The organism is Streptococcus sp. SS4, from assembly GCF_030440125.1.
Classification (GTDB): domain Bacteria; phylum Bacillota; class Bacilli; order Lactobacillales; family Streptococcaceae; genus Streptococcus.
This window is the reverse complement of sequence record NZ_JAQFJM010000001.1, coordinates 117,823-140,531: the sequence shown is the minus strand read 5'-3', so window position 1 is coordinate 140,531 and position 22,709 is coordinate 117,823. Positions and strand designations below refer to the sequence as shown.

At 41.6% G+C, this 22,709-nt stretch carries 21 protein-coding genes and 1 pseudogene; 5 read left to right on the top strand and 17 right to left on the bottom strand.

The annotated features are described in order from the left end of the window. Positions 1-11: 11 nt before the first annotated feature. The 7 genes and pseudogenes from mmuM to PCY16_RS00625 all read right to left on the bottom strand — a co-directional run bounded on the left by mmuM (position 12) and on the right by PCY16_RS00625 (position 5,980). On the bottom strand, positions 12-962 hold the full coding sequence (mmuM, locus tag PCY16_RS00655; protein ID WP_195413738.1) for a homocysteine S-methyltransferase: 951 nt from the start codon (positions 960-962) through the stop codon (positions 12-14). Positions 963-973: 11 nt separating this feature from the next. Then, a pseudogene (locus tag PCY16_RS00650) lies at positions 974-2,350 on the bottom strand (amino acid permease). Between the two features lie 129 nt (positions 2,351-2,479). Further along, a complete protein-coding gene (yihA, locus tag PCY16_RS00645; RefSeq protein WP_002885996.1) occupies positions 2,480-3,079 on the bottom strand; it encodes a ribosome biogenesis GTP-binding protein YihA/YsxC in 600 nt (199 codons plus the stop codon). 9 nt (positions 3,080-3,088) lie between these two features. Continuing rightward, positions 3,089-4,315 (bottom strand): ATP-dependent Clp protease ATP-binding subunit ClpX, encoded by a 1,227-nt coding sequence (gene clpX / locus PCY16_RS00640; RefSeq protein ID WP_002890340.1) that lies wholly within the window; start codon positions 4,313-4,315, stop codon positions 3,089-3,091. A 17-nt stretch (positions 4,316-4,332) separates the two neighbouring features. Beyond that, positions 4,333-4,503 (bottom strand): hypothetical protein, encoded by a 171-nt coding sequence (locus tag PCY16_RS00635; protein ID WP_002886174.1) that lies wholly within the window; start codon positions 4,501-4,503, stop codon positions 4,333-4,335. 4 nt (positions 4,504-4,507) lie between these two features. Then, complete coding sequence (locus tag PCY16_RS00630) at positions 4,508-5,011, bottom strand: dihydrofolate reductase (protein ID WP_037597549.1); 504 nt, start codon at positions 5,009-5,011, stop codon at positions 4,508-4,510. 108 nt (positions 5,012-5,119) lie between these two features. After that, positions 5,120-5,980: a thymidylate synthase gene (locus PCY16_RS00625; RefSeq protein ID WP_195413737.1), complete on the bottom strand. Its 861-nt coding sequence runs from the start codon at positions 5,978-5,980 to the stop codon at positions 5,120-5,122. Positions 5,981-6,452: 472 nt separating this feature from the next. On the opposite strand from PCY16_RS00625, the gene PCY16_RS00620 reads away from it, so the two are divergent. From PCY16_RS00620 to PCY16_RS00600, 5 genes are all read left to right on the top strand, one after another. After that, entirely contained in the window at positions 6,453-7,619 is a 1,167-nt protein-coding gene (locus PCY16_RS00620; protein ID WP_195413736.1) for a hydroxymethylglutaryl-CoA synthase, read from the top strand. A 1-nt stretch (position 7,620) separates the two neighbouring features. Next, positions 7,621-8,892 (top strand): hydroxymethylglutaryl-CoA reductase, degradative, encoded by a 1,272-nt coding sequence (locus PCY16_RS00615; protein ID WP_145516361.1) that lies wholly within the window; start codon positions 7,621-7,623, stop codon positions 8,890-8,892. Between the two features lie 169 nt (positions 8,893-9,061). After that, a complete protein-coding gene (locus PCY16_RS00610) occupies positions 9,062-9,511 on the top strand; it encodes a DUF1836 domain-containing protein (protein ID WP_145516363.1) in 450 nt (149 codons plus the stop codon). Next, positions 9,504-10,181: a hemolysin III family protein gene (locus tag PCY16_RS00605; protein ID WP_145516365.1), complete on the top strand. Its 678-nt coding sequence runs from the start codon at positions 9,504-9,506 to the stop codon at positions 10,179-10,181. Before PCY16_RS00610 ends, PCY16_RS00605 begins: the two co-directional genes overlap by 8 nt. 58 nt (positions 10,182-10,239) lie before the next feature. Next, a complete protein-coding gene (locus PCY16_RS00600; RefSeq protein ID WP_002886147.1) occupies positions 10,240-10,431 on the top strand; it encodes a PspC domain-containing protein in 192 nt (63 codons plus the stop codon). Positions 10,432-10,504: 73 nt separating this feature from the next. Here the strand turns inward: PCY16_RS00600 and PCY16_RS00595 are convergent, their stop codons facing one another. The 10 genes from PCY16_RS00595 to PCY16_RS00550 all read right to left on the bottom strand — a co-directional run bounded on the left by PCY16_RS00595 (position 10,505) and on the right by PCY16_RS00550 (position 22,658). Continuing rightward, complete coding sequence (locus PCY16_RS00595; RefSeq protein ID WP_145516367.1) at positions 10,505-11,563, bottom strand: DUF3114 domain-containing protein; 1,059 nt, start codon at positions 11,561-11,563, stop codon at positions 10,505-10,507. A gap of 29 nt (positions 11,564-11,592) precedes the next feature. After that, positions 11,593-12,531, bottom strand: coding sequence for an alpha/beta hydrolase (locus tag PCY16_RS00590; protein ID WP_195413735.1), 939 nt, complete (start codon positions 12,529-12,531; stop codon positions 11,593-11,595). 48 nt (positions 12,532-12,579) lie between these two features. Next, positions 12,580-14,526: a threonine--tRNA ligase gene (gene thrS, locus PCY16_RS00585; protein WP_002890325.1), complete on the bottom strand. Its 1,947-nt coding sequence runs from the start codon at positions 14,524-14,526 to the stop codon at positions 12,580-12,582. 55 nt (positions 14,527-14,581) lie between these two features. Further along, positions 14,582-14,905, bottom strand: coding sequence for a MazG-like protein (locus tag PCY16_RS00580; RefSeq protein WP_195413734.1), 324 nt, complete (start codon positions 14,903-14,905; stop codon positions 14,582-14,584). 325 nt (positions 14,906-15,230) lie between these two features. Continuing rightward, positions 15,231-16,553: a glycosyltransferase family 4 protein gene (locus PCY16_RS00575; protein ID WP_195413733.1), complete on the bottom strand. Its 1,323-nt coding sequence runs from the start codon at positions 16,551-16,553 to the stop codon at positions 15,231-15,233. Beyond that, positions 16,554-17,552 carry a glycosyltransferase family 4 protein gene (locus PCY16_RS00570; protein ID WP_195413732.1) on the bottom strand — a complete coding sequence of 333 codons (999 nt, stop codon included), beginning with the start codon at positions 17,550-17,552 and terminating at the stop codon, positions 16,554-16,556. A gap of 130 nt (positions 17,553-17,682) precedes the next feature. Further along, positions 17,683-20,694: an FctA domain-containing protein gene (locus PCY16_RS00565; protein WP_195413731.1), complete on the bottom strand. Its 3,012-nt coding sequence runs from the start codon at positions 20,692-20,694 to the stop codon at positions 17,683-17,685. Positions 20,695-21,086: 392 nt separating this feature from the next. Next, positions 21,087-21,779 carry a 5'-methylthioadenosine/adenosylhomocysteine nucleosidase gene (locus PCY16_RS00560; RefSeq protein ID WP_195413730.1) on the bottom strand — a complete coding sequence of 231 codons (693 nt, stop codon included), beginning with the start codon at positions 21,777-21,779 and terminating at the stop codon, positions 21,087-21,089. Between the two features lie 66 nt (positions 21,780-21,845). Further along, a complete protein-coding gene (macP, locus tag PCY16_RS00555) occupies positions 21,846-22,106 on the bottom strand; it encodes a cell wall synthase accessory phosphoprotein MacP (RefSeq protein WP_195413729.1) in 261 nt (86 codons plus the stop codon). 3 nt (positions 22,107-22,109) lie between these two features. After that, positions 22,110-22,658, bottom strand: a complete 549-nt coding sequence (locus PCY16_RS00550) for an NUDIX domain-containing protein (RefSeq protein ID WP_145516383.1) — start codon at positions 22,656-22,658, stop codon at positions 22,110-22,112. Positions 22,659-22,709 lie beyond the last annotated feature (51 nt).

Genomic DNA, 22,709 nt, shown 5'->3' with positions numbered 1-22,709 from the left:
TAGAAATTTGACTAGGTTCTAAACTCTGTATATAAGGCTTTAATGTCATTTGGACGTGTGCGACAGCAGCCACCTAAAATCTTAACTCCAAACTGAGCATGCCAATCTTTACTATGTTCAACTAAGGTTAGAGCATCCTTATCCTTAGGTTTCCAAGTCTGCGTACTGCCATCATAAACCTCACCTGAGTTTGGGTAAGTAATGAGGGCTTTTCCAGCATTTTTAAGAATAGCAAGAGCCTGATCATAAAGAAGAGGCGAACTACAGTTGATTCCTAGGGCCAAGATTTGGTCTGACTGGGAAACAAGCTTGGCAATCTCATCTAAAGAAGTCCCATCACTGATAGTGGCTGATTCTTGGACTGTAAAACTGAGATAAGCTTCTGATTCTGAAAATTCTTCAGCCAGGAGTTCAATCAAGGCTTGTGCTTCTAAACGATTTGGAATAGTTTCCAAAGCTAGCAAGTCCACACCTTGATCTAGGAGAATTTGAATCCTAGGCCGATGAAAATCCTTAAGCTCCTCGATAGTAATTTGACCATAATCACCACTATACTCAGAACCATTAGCCAAATAAGCTGCGTAAGGACCGACATCTCCAGAAATCAAAGGATATGGTCGTTTTGCTTTCTCAGTCTCATCTAATGCTGCCCATACCTTATCACGTGCATTCTTTGCCAACTGAACTGTCAAGACAATAATCTGCTCCGCTTCTTTCTCAGTAAGTCCAGCCTCCATCAAGCCTGGCAAGGTCGCCTGATAAGACGATGTGGTAATCAAGTCAGCCCCAGCGGCTACATAGGTTTCGTGGATTTTTTGAATAACTTCTGGCTTTTCAAGAAGGTACTTGGCTGACCAGAGTTTGCCAGAAATATCATAACCCAAGCTCTCCATCTCTGTTCCTAGTGCCCCATGAAGGATAAGGGGAGATTTATTCTCTAAATAGTCTTTAAATATTGCCATACAAGGCCTCCTTACCATTTTTTAAAGCGAAGGTAGTGATAGAGGTAGCAGAAAATCATGAAAGGAATACCGAAGTAAAGTCCCGCACGTTGTGAACTATCCCAAGCAATCCCAAGCACAGAAATGGCCAAGAGAACGATTGTAATATAAGGTAGGATTGGGTTAAACGGTGTCTTGTAATCCAACTCATCATCAGAATGTTCTAAATACCACTGTTTACGGAAGTTGATTTGTGCCAAAGGAATGGAGAGCCAGACAACAACAACTGCAAAACCAGCGATTGATACCAAAGCTAGATAAACCGTATCTGCAGCATAGATACTTGAAAAGAGTGATAAAACTGCTCCTGCCATGGAAATCAAAAGGGCTGTCATTGGAACTCCATGTTTATTGATTTTCACTAGCTTTTTATTGAGCATTCCCTCATTGGCCAAAGACCAAAGCATACGGCTTGAAGCGTAGAGTCCCGAATTCCCAGCAGAAAGAATAGCTGTCAGGATAACAAAGTTCATGATGTCTGCCGCAAATGGAATCCCCATCTTGTCAAAAACATCAACGAAAGGCGCTGAAGATACCCCTGCTTCTTTCATGGGAAGAAGCGAAGCCAATACCACAATGGTCAAGACAAAGAAGATAACCAAGCGTCCAATGGTCGTTTTAATAGCACGTGGAACAGCCTCTTTAGGATTATCTGTCTCACCAGCTGCGATACCGATTAACTCTGTTCCCGAAAAGGCGTAGTTAACCGCTAACATGACTGACACAATGGCAAGACCACCATTTGGAAAGAGACCATTAGCCGTCAAATGCTTGAACATAATAGCTTCACGATGACCATCAAAGCTGACCAAACCAAACATAGCCCCCAGACCTAGGATGATAAAAACCAAGATAGCAATAACCTTTATAGAAGAGAAGAAAGATTCCGCTTCTGCAAAAGACCTCACGCTCAGAGCATTAATTCCAAAAATCACCAAGGCAAAGAAGGCCGCAAACATCCAAGCCGGAACTGATGGAAACCAACGTTGCATCAACATGGCCGCACCCAGAAATTCTGTTCCCAAGGCTACCGTCCAACAAATCCAATAAAGCCAAGCTACCGTAAAGCCGGTTCCCGGACTGATAAATTTAGTGGCATAGGTGTGAAAGGATCCCGTTACTGGCATAGCAACAGCTAGCTCACCTAATGAAAGCATGACTAAGTAAACAACGATAGCCCCCACAAGATAAGATAGTATCGCACCAAGAGGGCCTGCTTATGCAATCGTATAGCCTGAGCTAAGAAAGAGACCGGTACCAATAACACCACCTAGCGAGAGCATAAAGAGGTGGCGTGAGGTCATCTTCTGTTGGAACTGACCTTCATTTTCATAATTATGGTTTTCCATAGATTCCTCCAATAGATATGATAAAACAAGCTTATCACAATATCATCCCCTTGGATAATAGGTGGAAACTATCAAAGAGATAGACAAAAACTATCGCAAGAAAAAAACTCGGATTTCTCCGAGCTCTTTTTATAATTCTGCTAAAATCGTATCCCATGCTTCATCATAACCGTCACGTGTGACAGATGAAAAGACGATAAAATGGTCATTTTTATCGAAATTGAGTTTTTTCTTAATAATTGATTCGTGCTTGTTCCATTTTCCGCGAGGAATCTTGTCAGCCTTAGTCGCTACAACGATGACCGGAATTTCATAATACTTGAGAAATTCATACATTTGGATATCGTCTTGAGTTGGTTCATGTCGGAGGTCAACCAAGCTAACAACGACACGAAGATTATCTCGAGTCACGAGGTACTCCTCAATCATTTTGCCCCATTTGGCACGTTCTTTTTTAGACACACGGGCATAACCGTAACCTGGCACATCCACAAAACGAAGCTTATCGTCAATATTGTAGAAATTAAGCAACTGAGTTTTCCCTGGTTTCCCAGAAGTACGTGCTAGGTTTTTACGACCAAGAAGTGTATTGATAAAGCTTGATTTACCAACATTCGAGCGTCCTGCTAGGGCAACCTCAGGGAGGTCATCTTGGGGATAGTGGCTCTTATTCGCCGCACTGAGCAAAATCTCAGCATTGTGCGTATTTAGGACTTGTTCTTCAGCCATAGAACCTCCTTATGCTGTTTCCAAAACTGGAGCAGCTGTGCCGTCAACGGCTTCTTTTGTAATACGAACCTTAGTAACATCTTCCTGACTCGGAATCTCAAACATGACATCCATCATGACTTCCTCAATGATAGAGCGAAGGCCACGCGCACCGGTCTTACGTTCAATTGCCTTACTTGCAATAGCTTCAAGAGCATCCTGGTCAAACTCCAGTTCAACCCCATCATAAGACAAGAGGGTTTGGTACTGTTTAACCAAGGCATTTCTAGGCTCTGTCAAGATACGAACCAAGTCGTCAACCGTTAACTGTTCAAGGGCCGCAAGGACTGGCAAACGTCCGATAAACTCAGGGATAAGACCGAATTTTTGGATATCTTCAGCCACAATTTCTTGCATGTATGATGAGTCATCGTCAATCGCTTTATTGTTTTGACCAAAACCAATGATTTTCTCACCAAGACGTTGCTTAACGATATCTTCGATACCATCAAAAGCACCCCCCACGATAAAGAGGATATTCTTAGTATCAATTTGAATCATCTCTTGGTTAGGGTGTTTACGACCACCTTGAGGGGGAACGCTGGCTACTGTTCCTTCGATAATCTTCAAGAGAGCTTGTTGAACTCCTTCGCCAGAAACGTCACGAGTGATTGATACATTTTCACCCTTTTTAGCAATCTTATCAATCTCGTCAACATAGATGATACCACGTTCCGCACGTTCGATATTGAAGTCTGCCGCTTGGATCAGTTTGAGGAGGATATTTTCCACGTCCTCACCCACATAACCTGCCTCTGTCAATGATGTTGCATCTGCAATCGCAAATGGAACATTCAAGCTACGAGCCAAGGTCTGAGCCAAGAAAGTCTTCCCTGAACCAGTTGGTCCAATCATGAGAATATTTGATTTTTGCAAATCCACATCATTGTCTTCACGACTTTCTGTGAAATTGATACGTTTATAGTGATTGTAAACAGCTACCGCCAAGGCACGTTTGGCACGGTCCTGCCCCACGACATAGTTGTTCAAAATATCTAAAAGTTCTTTTGGCTTCGGAGTTTCAGCCAAGTCAGCCAAAACTTCTTCTGCCATTTCCTCACGAATGATTTCTTGTGACAAGGCCACACATTCGTTACAGATAAAGACGCCATTCCCAGCGATAATTTTCTTTACTTCTTCTTGGTTTTTGCCACAAAATGAACAATAAACCATTTCTTCATTACGATTTCCAGCCATTTATTCCTCACTCTTTTCTAAAATAGGGTGCCATAGAAGGCGTGAATAGTATTGACAAGGTTAGTAAAAGCATTTAAAAAGAGAAAAACTGCTAACCCATAACGTTTCTTGCGAAAGGCAGGAATGGCAGAGAGTACACAAAGCACCCCCAATAATGCAGTAAATAACCCAAAAACACTACGTTGCATGAACCTAGTCTCCTTCTTTTTCATAGCGACTTATGCTAAAGTCGTAGGCATTTTTATCATCCTTGACTACGCGGTCACGTGATACCTCTTTAAATGCCGTCATGTCTAGTTGTGGAAAATACGTGTCTCCCTCTAAATCAGCCTCAATAGTTGTCTTGATGAGTGCATCATAATGTCCATCAAAAGCCTTGTAGACACCAGCACCACCAGCAATATAGAGGTCCTTATCTTGCTGTTCGAACCAAGCCAGAGCTTCCTCAACACTCGTAACAGTCGTCACACCCTCACAGTTGAATTCCTTGTCTCTTGTCAAAATCAAGGTTTCACGTCCTGGTAGGCAACGACGGTTCATGCCATCAAAGGTCACACGTCCCATGAGAATTGCTGAGCCCATGGTCGTTTTCTTGAAATGTGCCAGTTCAGCAGGCAAGTGCCAAGGCATGGTGTGATTCTTCCCAATAACATGGTTATGAGCTTCCGCCCAAATAGCAATGAGTTGTTTAGACACAGTATTTCCTTCTCTTTTTAAGTTTACAATCCATTCTAACAAAAAAAGAGAAAAAGAGCTTGGAAAAAACTTTGCCAGCTCTTTATGGGCTTAAATCATAAGCATTTATTAAATTGCTAAGTCAAATTTGAGTTGAGGTTTAACAGGGTCATAGTCAACCAATTCAAAATCTTCTGGTTTGATATCGAAGAAATTAGTCCCATCAGGAACATTGAGGACCAAGCATGGTTGGCAATCAGAGGGCTGACGTTTGAGCAGTTCTTCGGCTTGCTCAAATTGATTGTCATAAATATGGAGGTTGTTGATAAAATAAAAGAATTTACCAACTTTCCAACCAAAGTGCTTGGCAATCATCATCTGAAGGGCAACATACTGCATGGCATTAATATGATGAGCCACCAACATATCGTTAGAACGTTGCGTCAAAGTAGCATCCAAATAAATGTCCTCACCCACACGACGAACGTCAAACATGGTTTGGAAGGCACAAGGCTGAAGTCCTGCTGTCTCCTCGAAGGCCTCGTAATCCCAAAGGGAGATGACATTACGGCGATTCCACGGATTAGCCTCCAACTGAGCCAACAAACGGTTAATAATATCGTGCTTCTTAACGACCGCCCCATAACGCTGACCAATCGAACGCTTGTCCCCATTATTGGCAGGTACGCCTTCAACTTCCCAGTCATTCCAATAATGCACATTATACTTGTCTTCAAGGACATCTAGGCTATTTGACTGGTCTTGGTAAATCCAAAGCACTTCTTTGATAGCAGATTTGATAGCAATAGGACGAAGAGTGGTAATAGGAAACTCTCCCTTGCTCAAATCATATTCTGCAAAAGACCCTGTGATGTATTTGGAATTGGCTGTTGTGCCATCCTTGTATTTAGGACGTGCTTGCTCCGACCAAACCCCCTCTTCCATGATTTTAGTGATATTTTCTTTAAATATAGTGTCTGCTTTTGTCATGATTTTCCTCTTTATTCAATTGAAAACAAAGTATTTTTTGAGACTTTCCTTAAGTGATTACGGACGTCTGCGAACTTCTTCGAAGTTCCAAGACTAATTTTTGAGCCTATGGTCTCAAAAATTCCGAGTGTCTGTAAACAAAACACTTTATTTACAGACACTTATCTCACAGCGGAAAGTCTCACCTAACGCTCTCAATGATTTCAATATATAACAACAATTTTACTTTTCTAACATAGCTAAAAAACTAGTAAAGTGCCATTTCAATTTTACCCTATTCTGCTTGAAATGAGAAACAAAAGGGTCATGTTCCCCAAAGGAAAGTCTTGCGAAATCCTCTAGTTCCTATCGAAACAGAAGATATAACTAACTATCAAAGTTTTTTCAAGGCGAAAGCGCTCTTTTATGGTAAAATCACTATAGATTAGTATCTTCTGGATACTCTACAATGAAGAAAAAAAGGAAACATCATATGTCTATTGGAATTGATAAGATTGGTTTTGCGACCAGTCAATATGTTCTAAACATGGCTGATCTCGCTCTTGCCCGTGGGGCGGAGCCTGAAAAATTCAGCAAGGGGCTGATGCTTGATGCAACCAGTATTACGCCGATTACAGAAGATATTGTGACGCTTGCCTCTGATGCGGCGGCTGATATTTTAAATGACGATGACAAAAAAGCTATCGATATGGTCATCGTGGCTACTGAGTCTTCCATTGACCAGTCAAAGGCTGCTGCTGTCTATGTTCACAGTCTTTTGGGGATTCAGCCTTTTGCCCGTTCTTTTGAAATGAAGGAAGCTTGTTATGCTGCAACTGCTGGACTTAACTATGCTAAATTGCACGTGGCAGCCCACCCAGAGAGTAAAGTTCTGGTTATCGCTAGTGACATCGCTCGCTATGGTGTCGGATCTTCTGGTGAGTCAACCCAGGGAGCTGGTGCTGTAGCTATGCTAGTCAGTCAGAATCCACGTATTTTGGAGCTTACTGATGACAACGTGGCACAAACTCGTGATGTCATGGACTTCTGGCGTCCAAACTATAGTTCAACGCCTTATGTTCAAGGCATCTATTCAACCAAGCAGTACCTTGACAGCTTGAAGACAACTTGGGCAGCTTATCAAGAGCGTCATCAGGCTGACTTTGCTGATTTTGCAGCTTTTTGTCTCCACCTTCCTTATCCTAAGCTAGCTCTTAAGGGACTTAATAAGATTATTCCCAAAGATTTAAATCCAGAGAATAGAGAGCGTTTGACAAACAACTTTGAGGCTTCAATTACCTATAGTCGCCAAATTGGAAATATCTATACAGGGTCACTTTATCTTGGACTTCTTTCATTGCTTGAACAGTCGCAAGACCTTAAAGCAGGAGACAAGATTGGCTTCTTCTCTTATGGTTCTGGAGCTGTCTCTGAAATTTTCTCAGGACGTCTGGTTGAGGGCTACAAAGACCTGCTTCGTTCAGACCGTCTAGATACCTTTGCCAAACGTCAACCCTTGAGCGTTGTTGATTATGAAAAACTTTTCTATGAAGAGGCGCAGTTGGATGACACTGGCTCTACTCAATTCGCTGATTACCAAACCGGAGCTTTCCGTTTAACTGAAATCTCTGAACACCAACGTATCTATAAAGGAAATTAATATGACTAAACTCTCTTGGACTGGTTTTTCCAAGAAGACACCGCAAGAACGTAAAGAGCATTTGAAAAAGAATGCTCTTTTGTCTCAGGAAAATCAAGATCTTCTGGATAAGGACCAACAACTCACCCTTGAAACAGCCAATCAAATGGCTGAAAATGTTATTGGTCGATTTACACTTCCCTTTGCCGTTTGCCCAGATGTATTGGTAGACGGTATAACCTATCAGGTTCCTATGGTTACCGAGGAACCCTCAGTTGTAGCTGCTGCTTCCTATGCTAGCAAGCTCATCAAGCGTTCTGGTGGCTTTACAACCAAGATTCATGACCGTCAGATGATTGGCCAAGTAGCCCTCTTTGATGTTCCTGATAAGGTCTCTGCTTCAAGTAAAATTCAAGCAGCCAATCAGGACCTCATAGAGATTGCCAAAGAAGCTCATCCTTCTATTGTTAAGCGTGGAGGTGGCCCTCGCAGGCTCTGGACTGAGGCTAAGGGAGACTTCCTCATTGTCTATCTGGCCGTTGATACCCAAGAAGCCATGGGAGCCAATATGGTCAACACCATGATGGAAGCACTGGTGCCAGAACTGGAAAATCTCTCAGAAGGTCAAAGTCTCATGGCCATTCTCTCAAATCTTGCCACCGAGAGTCTAGTGACAGCAACTTGTCGTCTTAGCACACGCTTCCTCAGTCGTAACAAGGAAGACGCTCATGATTTTGCTAAGAAAATGGAGATGGCTAGCCAGTTGGCCCAGGTGGACCCTTACCGAGCAGCTACCCATAACAAGGGAATTTTGAATGGTATCGATGCCCTAGTTATTGCGACTGGCAATGATTGGCGAGCAGTTGAGGCTGGTAGCCATGCCTATGCTAGCAAGGATGGTAGCTACCGTGGCCTGTCCACATGGACTTATGACCAGAAGGCTAAAGAATTGGTGGGAGAATTAACCCTCCCCATGCCAATTGCAACCCGTGGAGGTTCTATCGGACTTAACCCTAGTGTTTCTATCGCCCATGACTTACTTAACCATCCAGATGCCAAAACCCTAGCTAGTATCATCGTTTCTCTTGGTTTGGCACAAAATCTGGCTGCTCTCAAAGCTCTGACTTCAACAGGTATCCAAGCAGGACATATGAAACTTCAGGCCAAATCTCTAGCCCTACTAGCCGGTGCTAGCCCTGAAGAGATGCCTCACGTTTTGGCTGAACTTCTCAAGGCCAAACATATGAATCAAGAAACTGCACAAGCAATTTTGGAGAAACTTAGAACCCCATAAGAAGTGATTCAAAAGCATAAAAAAATCACTCTGCCTTATCACATAAAAAATAAAGATGTTGGAAATATTATCTCAACATCTTTTTCATTTCTCGTAAGTTCTGACTTGACTTGAATTTCTATAATGTTATAATCTAGTTATGAAAACTAGATAAAGAGGTTTTTATAATTTGACAACACAACAATACCCTCTTTGGGAAGAATTACCAGAGATTGAACTCTATTTGGATCAGGTTTTGCTCTATGTCAATCAGGTCACCCAAAGTACTTTAGGACCAAACGACAAGGGGCTAACCGCCTCTATGGTCAATAATTATGTCAAACATGGCCATGTCGCAAAACCCATCAAGAAAAAATATAATGCTGCTCAGGTAGCTAGACTTATTGTCATCACTAGTCTGAAGACCGTCTTTGAGATTTCTGAGATTGCTAAAACCTTGGAAATCCTACGTACAGATGCTGATAGTCAAAAGAGTTACTACAATGACTTTGTAGCCTGTATGAATGGTCAGTTTCCCCAAGAGGCTCCGCAAGTCATACTCTCAGCCTGCCAGACGCTTCAATGCTACCGAGCTACCCATCAACTTTTGAACGACCTTGAAGGAGGAAACAATGTCTAATACTGCTACTTTTAATACTTCTCCCAACCTCAAACTCAGTAAAAAACTTAGCTTTGGTGAGGAAGTGGCTAACAGCGTGACTCACGCCGTCGGAGCTATGGCCATGCTAGTCTTATTGCCAATTACTGCTGTTCATGCCAACAACGGCTACGGCATGACTGCTGCCGTAGGGATGTCCGTTTTTGTCATCAGTCTCTTCCTCATGTTTTTGAGTTCAGCCATCTATCATGCTATGGATTATAACTCACCCCACAAGATGGTTCTAAGAATTATTGACCACAGCATGATTTATATCGCCATTGCTGGAAGCTACACCCCTGTTGCCCTCTCACTGGTTGGCGGATGGCTAGGCTACAGCATCATCGTCCTCCAATGGGGAACAACAATTTTTGGTATTCTTTACAAAATCTTTGCTAAAAAAATCAACGAAAAATTCTCCCTCTTCCTCTATCTGATGATGGGATGGTTGGTTATCTTCATTATTCCAGCTATCGTCACTAAGACAGGACCTGTCTTTTGGGGACTCATGCTTGCTGGAGGATTGTCATACACGGTTGGTGCAGCTTTCTATGCTAAGAAAAAACCATACTTCCACATGATTTGGCACCTCTTCATCATGTTGGCTTCGGCTCTTCAATATATGGGGATTGTCTACTTTATGCTTCCTTAAAACCAATACTAGACATCAAGGTGTTATGGTATAATAAGGAAGTACGGAGGTAAATCATATGAAAAAAGAACTCAGAAGAGATCCAAACAACAAAATTATTGCCGGTGTTTGTTCTGGTATCGCTAAATATCTTGACATTGACCCTGTCATTATTCGCCTTATTTGGGCTGCAGCGATCTTCTTATTTGGAACAGGTTTTCTTTTCTACATCATTTGCTGGATTATTATCCCAGAAGAAAGCAAATGGTAAGCTATAATTGAATATACAAAAAAGTGATACAAATCTAAATTCTTACCATTTAGGTCCATATCACTTTCTTTTTTTATTTTCTCAAGCGGAGAATTAAATAGCTGACGTTAACTAGGAGTAAAACACTCCAAAGAATAAGGAAAGGAATATTTCCTCGGACAGCATTGTGCCAAATACCTAGGGCGTATAAGGCCATAAATACTAGTGATCCTAGAACTGCTGTTCCTTTATTGTTTTGTGGTTGTTTAGACATATGAACCTCCTTTGTTTGCTTTTTCTGAACTGGTTTAAAGCCATAAACCATGGCGAGAAAAAGTCTGGCTTGACGTTTGACATCATTAGCCAAAGATCTATGTGACTGGGCATAGATACCATTTGGATTGTAAAAAGACTTGTCAAAATGCTCAGGCTCTTTTCGGCCCCACTTCTTTCTCAATTTGTTGGGTGATCGAAAACCCTTGGTCATCCGATTACGAAAGGCAGGATCATGTGGTTGAACCGGCTCCACATCCAGTTGCCAGTGGCGTTTGAAATTGCCATAGTTAAAACTAGCACCATTAACCACTCCACTCTCGGTCACCTGCTCCGCATCGACCTCATTGAGAAAATTTCCCTGACTATCTAGAATAAACTCTACACGATTATAGAGGAGAATCTTGAGATTAACACTAGGAATCCCATCTGGATAAATCCCCTTGCCATCACAGAAAGAAATCTTTTGGTGCAGACGCCCCTGATCAAACATGGTGAAAGGTTTCCATCTGAGATAGACAGCTAAAGCTTCTTTGTCTGTCATCCCTGTTTTTTTATAATGTGTCCTCACATACTGGGCCTGTTGACTAGAAATCAGGTAACGTAACTGATGGATTTGTCGCTCAATAGAGAATTTTTTAGATAAGCTGTCCTCAGGAAAAGCCAAATCTACTAACCTGGCAACATCCTTCCAGAAAGCATCATGAGGCGCCAAGTCAGGGTCAAAATAGGATAATAAACGCTGAGTTTCCTTTATCTCCCCAGATAGATCCTCTGGCATCTCTATATAAGCAAGCAATAACTTCAGCACCTGCAGTGGCTGGTATTCCTTTTGCCATTCCTTCCATAAGCTAGAAAAGGCTTTTGAGCCTATGAGCATCTCATCTCTCCTCAATAACATAAGTTAGTTTAATCAGTGGTCCCCTTTATGAAGTCCTCTATCTTAGCAACTACCTCTTTGGTCTGATAGTGATAAAGATAATGTGGGGCATCATAAAAAGTCAGTGCGATATTTTTCTGGTCCTTTGCAAATCTGGCCGCATAATTTCGCCACTCCTCCTTGCTAAAACTCGTGCCTTCTCCATTAGAAACCAAAAGTAAGGTGGGGATTTGTGAATTTATCTTAGCATCAACCTTTTTAGCATTTTCCTTAACAGATAGGCTCTCATTTAACATAGCTTGTGACAGTATTTGACGATAAGCTATTCGTTGATAGAGGCGTCGATCACTACTACTTAGATTTTCATTAGGCACATATAAGCGACCCGGTATATACCTTAAAAGACCTAATTGACTTCCTAAACGAGCCATACGTAAAATCTGGGAATGCATTCTCAATTGCGAATAACTCTCTGGTAGAGCCCAATCTAAGCCGATGACTGCCTGTATTTCACTTGGATATTTTTCTTGCCACAAAAGCGTTTCTAAGGAAGCCATCGAATGAGAAAGAATAATATAAAGACCTGATACTTGTGCCTTGGCTAGGGCTTGACGTGTCTCAGAAAGAACCTCAGACACATCTCTGGACTTAGATGTGTCCTCACTATAACCATAGCCAGCTCTCTCTACAACGACTATCTTATACTGCTTAGAAAGCCCATCATACAAGTCTTTAAAATCTAGAATGGGAGAGGCCGTTCCAGCACCAGATAGAAAAACTAAAGTTTGTGGACCATTTCCCTTAATAAAGACGCTCATGTCATGCCCATTAACAGACACCATTTGCCCCATAGGGTTGAGAGAGGTCTTTTCTCTTTGCAAGGCTAATCTATGATAGATAAAGCTAGCCAGTAACAAGACTAGAACTGCTCCCATCAGAAATAAAAGTCTTTTCATAAAAACATGCATGGTTTATCCTACTAAAAAGTCAGTTAGCTTAGCTAACCGACCCTTTTTTTATTCGGCATCTGGGCGTGATTTGCGAGCGATATCAGCAAGGATATTTTCTACAAATTCTGACACAGCTTCTGTATGTGTTTGTTTTTGTCCATAACGACGAACGTTAACAGTTCCGTCTTCCATTTCCTTATCACCAACAATCAATTGATAAGGGATTTTTTGTGTTTGAGACGCACGAATCTTGTATTGCATTTTCTCGTTACGTTCATCCACTTCAACACGGATACCACGATCACGAAGTTGTTTGGCAACTTCCCAAGCATAATCTGTGTGGGCTTCATTTGAAACTGGGATAACAGTTACTTGTTGAGGTGCCAACCAAGTTGGGAAGGCTCCTTTATAGTTTTCAATAAGAATAGCTGTAAAGCGTTCCATTGTTGAGATAACCCCACGGTGAATCATAACTGGACGGTGTTCTTCTCCATCAGCTCCGATGTATTTAAGGTCAAAACGTTCTGGAAGCAAGAAGTCCAATTGGATAGTAGAAAGGGTTTCTTCATTACCAAGGGCAGTCTTCACTTGGATATCAAGTTTTGGACCGTAGAAGGCAGCTTCACCTTCTGCTTCAAAGTAGTCAAGTTCCATGTCATCCATGGCTGATTTCAACATGCTTTGAGCATTTTCCCACATTTCGTCATTGTCAAAGTATTTGTGAGTATCTTTAGGGTCACGGTATGACAAACGGAAACGATAGTCAGTCAAGTTGAAATCTTCGTAAACATCGATAATCAATTGAAGCGTACGTTGGAACTCATCTTTGATTTGTTCAGGTGTTACGAAAGTATGACCATCATTAAGTGACATTTCACGTACACGTTGAAGTCCTGTAAGGGCACCAGATTTTTCATAACGGTGCATCATCCCAATTTCAGCGATACGGATAGGCAATTCACGGTAAGAATGCACATGGTGTTTGTAAACTTCGATGTGGTGAGGACAGTTCATTGGACGAAGGACAAAGGCTTCACCATCTCCCATATCCATTGTTGGGAACATATCTTCACGGTAATGATCCCAGTGACCTGAAGTTTTATAAAGCTCAACTGAGGCAATTGGTGGAGTGTAGACGTGTTGGTAGCCTGCTGCTACTTCCTTGTCCACGATGTAGCGTTCCAAGACACGACGAATTGTCGCACCGTTTGGCAACCAGAATGGAAGACCTTGACCAACCTCTTGAGAAATCATGAACAAATCAAGTTCTTTACCAAGTTTACGGTGGTCACGTTCTTTAGCTTCTTCAAGGCGTTTAAGGTAAGCCTTGAGATCTTTTTTATCGAACCAAGCTGTACCATAAATACGTTGCATCATAGCATTATCGCTATTTCCACGCCAGTAGGCACCTGCAACATTCAAAAGGTGGAAAACTTGGATACGACCAGTTGATGGCACGTGTGGGCCACGGCAAAGGTCAACGTATTCACCTTGACGGTAGATTGTCAAACCACCTTCGTCTTCTGAGTGTTCTTCAATCAATTCCAATTTATATGGGTCATTTTTGAAGATTTCACGCGCCTCGTCTTTTGTCACTTCTTCACGGATTGATGGGAAGTTTTCTTTAACGATTTTCTTCATTTCTTCTTCGATGCGAGGAAGGTCTTCGTTAGAAATTTGACCAGCTTCATTGTCAGTATCGTAGTAGAAACCATCTTCGATAGCTGGACCAACACCCAAGTGGATGTCTGGGAAGAGGCGACGAGCCGCTTGTGCAAACAAGTGAGCCGCTGAGTGACGCAAAATTGGAAGGGCATCTTCGTGATCAGGTGTCACGATTTCGATGCTTCCATCTTCAGTGATAGCACGTGTAGTATCAATCAATTTACCGTTGAATTTACCAGCAAGAGCTTTCTTAGCCAAAGAGTTGCTGATAGATTGTGCAATTTCAAAAGTTGTAACGCCAGATTCGAATTCACGAACAGCGCCATCTGGAAAAGTAATGTTAATCATAATTTTCTCCTTTTATTATTTCATAGTTTCTAAGCATTGACTTTTTATTAGCAGACTACTTCCTAGTCTGAATGTTCAACTGCTTTTCTTTATCAGAGAGAAAGTTTTCCATTTCCGTCAGGATGTCTATATCCAAACGTTGAGAAAGTTCTACTAGCCACCAGATATTTTCTGAAAGTTTATGATCCAGTGTGTAAGGTGTTTCATCATAGTAGCGTCCTTGCTTGGTCATCACTAATCGTTGGAAATTTCCAATATCATTCGATAAAGCCAAGAGGTCTTCTTCTACCGTCCACTTGGAACCATGATGCTTAACTTCCAGATTGTGATAAGCTTGTCGGATTGCCCAACTGCGCTCCACTAATTCTTGCAACTCCATAGTTAGTCTCCTCATAAAAAAATTGCGACATCCAAAAAGGACGTCGCAACGTGGTTCCACCTTCATTTATGTTCCTCAAAAAAGAGGAACACCTCTGATTGGCTCTAACGTGGCCACCGTTTTATGTTTGCATAAAAAATTTATCGAGTAGTCCCAATCATGTCCTCTGCGTGATTCCCAGCGACACACGCTCTCTGAAAGATTTCCCATGACTGATATGTCTCTATGCGTTATTATAGCATGAAACTGTAATTTTTCAAGCTAATTATCTCTTTTATTAATCAATTCTAAGATTTTACCTGACTAGGAAAATCTGATAGCTTTCCTAATCCAAAAGTTTCGTGATATTTTTGATTTTCTTGACCTGTTTGGCTGATCCTTTGAGGATACGAACAGAACCATTAACAGGCAAGGTAATAGCCTTGGTTGGCAAGTAAGTCACCATACGCGTCAAGCGTTTCATGGTACTATCTTCACCATTCAAATCATTGTGGAAATCCTTAGAAATCGTGAGGTCCAAGTAATACTCATAGACACGTTTTCCAAAGTTTTCGGCAGAAATTTCATAGAGCTTGTCGGCCCACTTAGTCTCGTCTTTTTCTGGCGTTGCAATGGCTGCTTCCAAAATTGCCCCAGCTAAATCATTATCATGATAATAAAGCGTTCCAAACATCTGGTCCGTAATCACATTATCCAAATAAGGATTTCCATGAGCAATAATCGGAGTACCGCTAGCCAAGGCTTCCAGATAGGTCAAGCCCTGAGTCTCACTGGTTGATGCCGAGATGAAGAAATCAGCAGCCTTATAGTAAAGAGCTGTTTCGCCAGGTGCAATCATACCTGTGAAAACCACCTTATCCAGAATACCAAGTTTCTTGGCTTGGGACTTCAGGTCTGGTAGGTAAGGGCCATCGCCAGCAACAACTAACCGAACCTTATCGTCTTCCTCTAAAACCGAAGGTAGGGCCGCCAGAACTGCTTGGATATTTTTCTCATAAGAGACACGAGACAAGCTCAACAACATGGTTTCATCCGAAGCAATACAAAGCTTGGCTCTCAAGTCCGCCACATCTTCTTCGGTAATCTCTGGACGCTGGAATTTTTCAAGTTCAATGCCTGTTGGAATGACCCGTTTTTCAGCAGCAATCTTGTACTTGAGTAAAAGGTCATAAACAATCTCGCTCGGACAGATAACCCCATCCAGATCGCTCATAAAACCACGAACAATGTACTTAACCATGCTAGGTCGAATAACCATACCTTTAGCAATATAACGGACATAGTCTTCATACTGAGTATGATAGGTGTGCACAACAGGAATCCTAAGTTCACGCGCAATGGCAATCCCTAGAAGCCCCAAGGAGAACTCTGTCTGCGTGTGAATAATATCAAGCTTGTATTGTTTTGCAATCTCTAGAGCCTTAGAAAAACCTCGATAAGCCACACGACGGTCCTTAAAAGCAAAGAAAGGCACACTGGGAATACGGACAATCTGCCAGTCTTCATAGCGGTCAACATCTCTATCAGTTGTGGTAAAGATAAAGACTGTATGCCCCATTTTTTCCAACTGTGTCTTCAGCGTGCGAATACTGGTCGCAACACCTGATACCTGTGGAAAATAGGTATCTGTAAACAATCCGATACGCATTTAAATCTCCAATACTTCTTTGTAGGCTTCAACAAGTTTTTGGGCGACATCATCAATCGAGCGACTTTCCGCAACCTTGTAACCTTCTTCACGTTTGTCCACTTTACCATCGATAATATCTTGTAAGGCTACTACAAATTCATCCACGTTATGCCCAAATGAGGCAGAGTTGTCATCAACCCAGCCCTCATAAACAGGAATATCACGCAAAACCACATGTTGGTGACTGGCAAAGGCCTCTAGCACTACGATTCCTTCAGTTTCCTCGTAGGACGGAAAAAAGAAGGCGTTAGCACCACTCATAGCTCCCTGGAAGACGGCTCCCTTGAAGTAACCTGGGAAGCTGACATTATCAGGATGCTTACCATTGACAATGTCTCGAATCTTCTTAGGAATCAGCCATTTGCTGATACTACCTAACCAAATGAAACGAACATGGGGCATCTTTTCAGCAACCTTGATGAAATCTTCAATTCCCTTGCGTTGGAAATAAAGACCCGCACAAATAACCACTGGCTGTCCTTCCTTAATACCAAAGTATTCTCGGAAAACTTCTTCCTTACGTGGATCCTTACCGTATTTTTTCAAATCAATCCCATTTGAAACAGCAATAATCGGTGTGGTAACTCCGTAAGACTGAATCAATTTTTTGGAATACTCAGATGGTGTAATCACGTAATCGGCCTTTTGATACATGTGGGCCAAATATTTCCCAAAAAGTGGGGCCAAAAGGTTAGAACCGATGAATGAATTCTCAAAGTCTTCACGTGTCGAATGACCATGCATGATGACCTTCTTGCCACGGCGTTTTGCAGCATGCAACAACATCAAGCTACGTGGACCATAAGTATTAATATGAACGACATCGTAATCACCCAAGATGTCCGTCGTATAGGGAATCCCCGCCAAGTCCAAGGCATGCATCTGATGGTGGAGAGCCCGTCCGATTCCTGATTTTTCAAGAACCGATTTTCCTTCAAGATAAAGTAGAACTTTCATACTCCTCATTATAGCTTAATTTAGTAGAAATTTCATCCTGCAGTTGGCTTTATCTTGATTTCTCATTTAATGAGATAGGCATTCCAACACTAAAAAAGATCGAGTATTCTCGATCTTTCAGGTCATCATCTTAAACGTCTTTACGGCGACGATGGCTATATGCTACACCCATGACTGCTGCCATTTCTGCTGCCACACCGAGGGCAAGCAAGGCAGTATCGTTAGCTTGACCAGTCTCTGGAAGTTGAGGTCCTGATTTCTCAGAGGATTGAACTGGCTTAGCTGGTTTTGGCGTCACCGGTGGAGTAGGCGGTGTTGGTGGTGTTGGCGGAACCACTGGTGGTTTCGGTGGGACACTTGGTGGTGTCGGTGGTGTTGGCGGTTTTGGAGGAATGTAACTATTGTTAAATTCTGTATCCAAAGGAAGGAGAACTGCTGCTACAAGCAGATTTTCCTTTTCACCCACAGTCTTGGTAACAGTTACCTGGAATTTAGCTACCATGTTATCATAAACCACATCGGCTTCATTGCCCTTGACTTCTTCAACAGTGTAGTAGTAAACACCTGGTTTGTCATAGACAATGTTTTCAAAACTAATGTTTCCTTTTGAATTATTGGTCACTGTTTGGATAACATTACCCTTGTCGTCCTTAAGAACGAAGCTAAATTCACCATCTTTGAGGTTACGGCCCGTAAGAACCTTGGTCAATTCGAATTTGGCCTTGGCTGGTTGCACTTCTTTAACATAGTTATTAAAGACAGTGTCTTTTGGATTAGCGACCGTTGATACCAAAGCATCGCCATCTCGGGTCACTGTAATCCAGACAGTCGCTTTCATACCATCATAGACGATATCTTCGTTAGTTTCCTTAACTTCTTCAACAGTATAAGTGTAAGTTCCTGCCTTATCAAAGTGAAGTTCACTAAATGCAACACGACCATCAGCTGTATTTCCAACAGTTTCGACAATATGGCCTGCACTATCTTTGAGGACAAATTGGAACTCATTAGCAGTCAAAGTTTGGTTAACACCTGCCTTAGTCAATTCCTTACTGAACTGAATAGCAGCTTTAGCTGGAGTCACAAACTTGTTGTTAAAGATGGTGTCTTTTGGATTAACTACGGTTGAAATAAGAGCATCACCATCACGTGTTACCGTGATAGAAACAGCAGCTTTCATCGTATCATAGACAATTGCATCATCCTTACCTGCAAGTTCTTCAACAGTGTAGTTGTAGGTACCTACCTTGTTAAAGGTCAACTCACTAAAGGCAACCTGACCGTCAGCTGTATTTCCAACAGTCTCAAGGACTTTTCCAAAACGGTCTTTAAGGACAAATTGGAATTGATCTGCTTTTAGATCTTGCTTAACACCTGCCTTGGTCAATTCCTTACCAAATGTAATTTTGGCCTTGGCTGGTGTTACCAATTTATTGTTAAAGATAACGTCATCTGGATAAACCACTTTGGCCACTAATTTTTCTCGGCCATCTGTGGTTTCTCTAGCTACTTGGACAGTCACATCAGCTTGGAGCTTATCATAAACGACGTCACTATCATTACCAGGAACTTCTGTCACACGATAGTGGTAAGTACCTGGTTGGTTAAGTACAAGATTTGAGAAGACAATTTTACCAGAGGCATCATTGGTTGTTTCACCAAGATCAACCATCTTATTATCTGTCATATCAACCAATTTGAAGGTAAATTCCTTATCTTTCAAGGCTCTACCTGCCAACTCTTTGGCTAATTCAAGATTGAAATGTACCTCTTGTTCACCACCTGCATTTCCACGACCTCCAACTAAATGTACTTCAGAAGTATATGTTTTTGACTCAACATCTGCATGAAGGTCAACTTTATTCGTAGGATTATTAGAATCTGATGCTGGGTTGGTCAATCGTGTCTGATACCAAACATAAACCATACGGTCCAAACGACCAAGATTTAACTCAAATTTAGTATCGTCATGAGAGAAACTCTTAATCAATTCCATAGCTGAACCCTTATCAACCCATGGCTCAGCAGAATCAATGTAACGTAACTCTAAAGAATTATCAACAAATCTTTGATTATCAGACCAAGTATCGATCAATTGAAGATTATTCAAGACACGTCTTGCGTAATTAAGACGCATTCCCCAGTTAATTAGGGTTGGATCATTCTTGTCCTGACTACCCCATTTAGCAATGACTTCGTCACTAGGAATAGGATTTGCAGAACCAACTGTCACATTAACGACATGACCATTGAAATTGAGGTGCAATTTTTCGCCACCTTTGAGAGCTTCAGAATAAAGCGTATCTAACTCTAAATTCATATATTTCCCAATAGGGTGATCTTCGAAATAATGATTAAATGTGGTTACAACACTGTTATTCTTAGGATCTACCTGAGCAATACCAACAACTTCGTTATTAGGGTTGTAAACATTAACACTATAGCTTGTCTTAAATTGCAATTCACTTGGAAGAGTGAAGATAACTTTGTCACCTGAATTAATAGCTATATCGTTAGGGAATGAAATATCATGATAAACAACCTTACTTCTTGAGTAAATACTATTTCCGTCTGGAAATTGAAGCTCAACGTTAGGGTTTTGAACATGAATTTCAGTTCCTATCTTTGTCACCTTGACATCCGCTGAGACGGGATTGCTCGAGTTGGTAATCTTAAGTCCGAAATTATCAGATGAAGTGGAACTACTATTACTTGCTGCAGCAAGTTCGCTAGCACTAGCTTCTCGTGTTTCACTACCAGTTACAGGTTTCTCACTAAGAGCTTCACTCGTCTTATCTTGTGATGAACTCGTTTGTTCAGAGCTTGCAACCGTTTGCTCTTGAAGCACTACTTCACTAGAAATAGCAGTTACTGAGATAGCACTGGTACTTTCTGCCTGTACGGTAGGTTCAGCTGTCACTTCTTTACTTGAGACGCTAGCGCTTGTCCTTTGGCCCCCACCATCAGACTCGCTAGCTTCCTCAAGTACACTCGTCGCTGGTTGGCCTTTAGGCTCTTCAGCTTGTTCTGCATTAGCGGTACTTACACCAAAAACTGCAGACGAAAGTAAGATCGAAGCAACACCCACCGTAAACTTACGGATGGAGAAACGCTGCCTCGAATCACCGAATCGGTTATTCATGATTCTATCCTCCCATTATTACAAATCTTAACATTTTTGTAACCCTTTTCATTCTGAATTATACACTATTTTCAGAACTTTGCAAGATAATTATTTACCCCTTTGGAGGTTTTGTAAAGATTTCTAAGATATCAATAGATAGTGAAATTTTTAAACCCTTATATTATAGGCTTTCTTTCGGAGTCTCTCTTTTAACATTGTTTTTCTTTCTCATTTTATTGTCATAATTTTAATTCAAATTTTGTCTAAAAAATACTAAAATTCAGATCTTCTCTTCGAAAAATGAGAAGATTATCCTGTCTAAAGGAAGAAAAAAACTGCCATTCTTAAAGGAATAGCAGTCGTCTTTAAATTAATTAAGAAAATGAGCATAAACACTCATTTAAAGTATTTTAGGCAAGCTCTTTGAGAAACTCTACCAAGATAGCAGCTGATTGTTTCCCCGCCTGAATAATGAATTCGTCAAAAGTAATATTAGCGTCATGGGCTGCTGTATCACTCATAGCACGAACAACGATGAAAGGTTTCTTGACACTGTGTGCGGCTTGAGCAATAGCTGCTCCCTCCATCTCTACAGCCAAGACTTCTGGAAAATGCCCCTTAATAGCATCAATCTTGTCTTGACCCGCAATGAAGCTATCACCAGTAGCGATAAGACCAATTTTAGAATCAATGGAAGCCTGAGCTAAGACCTTTTCGAAAGTCTCTACAAAGGTAGAGTCACTTTCAAAGTAGAGTGGTTGCATAGACATTTGCCCATAGTCATAGCCAAATGCTGTCAAGTCAACATCGTGATAGGCCAATTTTGATGCCACAACGACATCTCCAATTTTAAGTCCAGGTGCTACTGCTCCTGCAGAACCAGTGTTAATGAGGGCATCAACGCCAAAGTGGTCTGCCAAAACAGCCACAGACATGGCTGACATGACCTTACCAACACCTGATTGGACTAAAACAACATCGTGTTTACCCAAACGTCCTGTATAGTAGATATTGCCCAAAACAATTTCTTCAACCTTATTTTCCAATTGCTCCACTAGAAGCACTAATTCCTGCTCCATGGCAGCGATAATTCCGATTTTCATATAGTTCCTTTTCAGCTTGTAATCTTTCTTGAATCAGTAGATAGAGCTATCTGACTCATAGACTTATTAGAAATAAAAGACAGCAATGAAGAGAATAATCAAGAGTACGACAACCCAAAAGAGAATGCGATTAAGCTTGTGTTGAAATTGATTGCGTTTGGCATTCTCAATTCGACGGCTCTTGTAGGCCGAAGGCTGGTAATCAGCCTCATAATCCTCATCGTAGAACTCTTCCTCGTAGTCCTCATAATAAGGATGTTCCTCTAAATCGATTTCCTCACGCTTGGCCTGCTCAATGACATCGTCAGTCAAAAGTGGCTTACTCATAGCTTATTTTCCTCCGAAATGAAGTGCATAGTATTGGAGTGCGATGATAGTTTTGGCATCTTGAATAGCCCCTGAAGCTACAAGTTCCATACACTCCTCATAGGTCAATTCATAGAGTTCAAGGAATTCATCATCATCAAGCGGACGTGGATTTTCCACAGGTTGAAGGTTGGTCGCTACATAGAGCTTGATTCTCTCATTACAAAAGCCAATGGCTGTGTAAAACTCATGAATCAATTCGAGATCACCCTTATACTGAGTCTCCTCTTCAAGTTCCCGCGCTGCTGCAGCCATTTCATCGCCAGCTTCACCGACTTCCAGTTTACCCGCAGGAATCTCGTAAGAAACTGCCTCAATAGCCTTGCGGTATTGCTTGACGATAATGATTTTTCCTTCTGGGGTAACCGCTAAAACAGCTACTGCTCCCTTGTGGAAGATGAGTTCACGACCAGCTGTCTTACCGTCTGGCAAGAGGACTTCGTCTACTGCAACTTCAAAAATATGTCCCTTAAATTTTGACTCACGTTTAAGTGTTTTTTCTTCAAACTCCATGAATTGACTCCTTTTACTTCTGACCTCATTCTAAGCTGGTTTTATAAGAAC